This window comes from Mycobacterium sp., assembly GCF_049802695.1.
GTDB lineage: Bacteria > Actinomycetota > Actinomycetes > Mycobacteriales > Mycobacteriaceae > Mycobacterium.
This window is the reverse complement of the sequence record NZ_JBARMY010000401.1, coordinates 1-2,569: the sequence shown is the minus strand read 5'-3', so window position 1 is coordinate 2,569 and position 2,569 is coordinate 1. Positions and strand designations below refer to the sequence as shown.

Genomic DNA, 2,569 nt, shown 5'->3' with positions numbered 1-2,569 from the left:
GCCTTTAAACTGATGCCAATGGAATCTTTGTCGCCTCGGCCGGTGCTGGTGGTCGATTTCGGCGCGCAATATGCCCAGCTGATCGCGCGGCGAGTGCGTGAGGCGCGGGTCTACTCCGAGGTCATTCCCCACACCGCCACCGTCGAGGAAATAAAGTCCCGAAACCCGCAAGCGGTGGTGCTGTCCGGCGGACCGGCCAGTGTCTACGCCGAAGGCGCGCCCCAACTCGATCGGGCACTGTTCGACTTGGATGTGCCGGTATTCGGCATCTGCTACGGCTTCCAGGCCATGGCGCAGGCGCTGGGCGGCACCGTCGCGCGCACCGGCACCAGTGAGTTCGGCCGCACCGAGCTGAAAGTCAGTGGTGGGCAGTTGCATTCGGGTTTATCCGACACCCAGCCGGTGTGGATGAGTCACCGTGACGCGGTGACGGCCGCGCCGGCCGGATTCGAGGTGGTGGCCGGCAGCCCCGGTTCGCCGGTGGCGGCATTCGAAGATCGGGCCCGACGGCTGGCCGGCGTGCAGTATCACCCGGAGGTGATGCATACGCCGCACGGCCAGCAGGTGCTCAGCCGGTTCCTGCACGACTTCGCCGGAATCGGCGCCGAGTGGACAGCCGCCAACATCGCCACCGCGCTCGTTGAGCAGGTGCGCGAACAGCTCGGTGACGGCCACGCGATCTGCGGGCTGTCCGGCGGGGTGGATTCCGCGGTGGCCGCCGCACTGGTGCAGCGGGCCATCGGGGACCGGTTGACGTGTGTATTCGTTGACCACGGCCTGCTGCGTGCGGGTGAGCGTGTCCAGGTGCAGCGCGATTTCGTCGCGGCCACCGGCGCGAACCTGGTGACCGTCGACGTGGCGAAGACTTTTATCGAGGCGCTGTCCGGGGTGACCAATCCGGAGGGTAAGCGCAAGATCATCGGCCGCCAGTTCATCCGCGCCTTCGAGGGCGCGGTGCGAGACATCCTGGCTGACAGCGACTCTGGGGCCGCTGACGGCAACATCGAGTTCTTGGTGCAGGGCACGTTGTATCCCGACGTGGTGGAGTCCGGCGGTGGCAGCGGCACCGCCAACATCAAGAGCCACCACAATGTCGGTGGCCTGCCGGGGGATTTGAAGTTCAAACTCGTCGAACCGCTGCGGTTGCTGTTCAAAGACGAGGTGCGCGCGGTGGGGCGGGAGTTGGGACTGCCCGATGAAATCGTGGCACGCCAGCCGTTCCCGGGACCGGGTCTGGGCATCCGGATCGTCGGTGAGGTCACCGGGCAGCGGTTGGAGACACTGCGACGCGCCGACGCGATCACCCGTGAGGAACTGACCGCGGCCGGCCTGGACAACCTGATCTGGCAGTGCCCAGTGGTGCTGCTGGCCGATGTGCGGTCGGTAGGGGTGCAAGGCGACGACCGCACCTACGGGCACCCGATCGTGCTGCGGCCGGTGTCCAGCGAGGACGCTATGACCGCCGACTGGACCCGGGTGCCCTACGAGGTGCTGGAACGCATCTCCACCCGCATCACCAACGAGGTCGCCGAGGTCAACCGGGTGGTGCTGGATGTCACCAGCAAGCCACCCGGCACGATCGAGTGGGAGTAAAGGCCTAGTCGCTTCCGGCCCTTTTCGTTGAAACGCCGCAACAGCCATGACGGGTATCTCGAGTCACAGGGCAGCCGCTTGACGTTGTCGAAGGGCAGGTGTTGACTCACTGTATCGAACATACATTCGATACAAACGGATGACACGCCGGAGAAGTGGCAATGACACAGGCTGCAGTTGACCAGCACAGCGCTCGCGCTGAGCAGCTCAAACAGCTGCGCCGGCAGATGGCGGCGGTATCCGGGAAGGTGGGGCCCGGACGGCACAGTTATACCCATTCCGATGACCTGTTGCCGGACTCGGAGGCCAAGCTGCCGATCCCGCCGTCGCTGGCCGAGGTGCTGCCTCACGCGTTACCCAGAGGAACGGTGGCGGTGCTCTCAGGAGCCCGGTCGTTGCCGTTGAGCATGGTGGCCGCGGTGACGGCAGCCGGTCAGAACGCGGTCATCGTCGGCCAGCCGGATATCGGATTGCTCGCCGCGGTGGAGATGGGCGCCGATCTGAGCCGTCTTGCGCTGATCCCGGATCCGGGGACCGATCCGGTCGAGGTGGCCGCGGTGCTCATGGATGGAATGGACCTCGTGGTGCTGGGCCTGGGTGGGCGTTCGGTGCCGCCGACCCGGGCGCGGGCGGTGGTGGCCCGTGCCAACCAAAAAGGCTGCACTTTGCTCGTCGTCGACGGCAACTGGCATGGAGCTCATCTGCGGCTGGAGGCCCGGGTGTGTGGCTATGAGACCACGGTGAGTGGCGCGGGCTTTCAAGGCGCCGCTCCCTCAGGCTTCGGGCGGATCAGCAGGGTGCGGATCGACGTGTGTGCACGCGGACGGGCGGTCCGCCAGCTGCGGACCGGGACCGGGTGAGTTTGGGTGCAGTTCGATGGCTTCTCGGGTTTTGGCGATCTGGTGCATGGACTGGCCTGCGGTGGCCGCGGCGGCGGCCGCAGGCCTGCCCGCGACGGCTCCGATCGCGGTCACCC

3 protein-coding genes are annotated in these 2,569 nt (G+C 66.6%); all 3 read left to right on the top strand.

Annotation, left to right across the window (positions count from 1 at the left end; genetic code table 11):
- The first annotated feature begins 18 nt into the window (after nt 1-18).
- On the top strand, nt 19-1,593 hold the full coding sequence (guaA, locus tag WA317_RS16375) for a glutamine-hydrolyzing GMP synthase (protein WP_425174028.1): 1,575 nt from the start codon (nt 19-21) through the stop codon (nt 1,591-1,593).
- Nucleotides 1,594-1,754: 161 nt separating this feature from the next.
- Nucleotides 1,755-2,453: a hypothetical protein gene (locus WA317_RS16370; RefSeq protein WP_425174027.1), complete on the top strand. Its 699-nt coding sequence runs from the start codon at nt 1,755-1,757 to the stop codon at nt 2,451-2,453.
- A gap of 16 nt (nt 2,454-2,469) precedes the next feature.
- Nucleotides 2,470-2,569, top strand: a 100-nt coding sequence (locus tag WA317_RS16365; protein ID WP_425174029.1) for a hypothetical protein, incomplete at its 3' end; no start/stop codon positions are given.

Coding starts and splice junctions, on each gene's coding strand:
- guaA (WP_425174028.1), top strand. CDS start 19: ATGGAATCTTTGTCGCCTCGGCCGGTGCTGGTGGTCGATTTCGGCGCG.
- WA317_RS16370 (WP_425174027.1), top strand. CDS start 1,755: ATGACACAGGCTGCAGTTGACCAGCACAGCGCTCGCGCTGAGCAGCTC.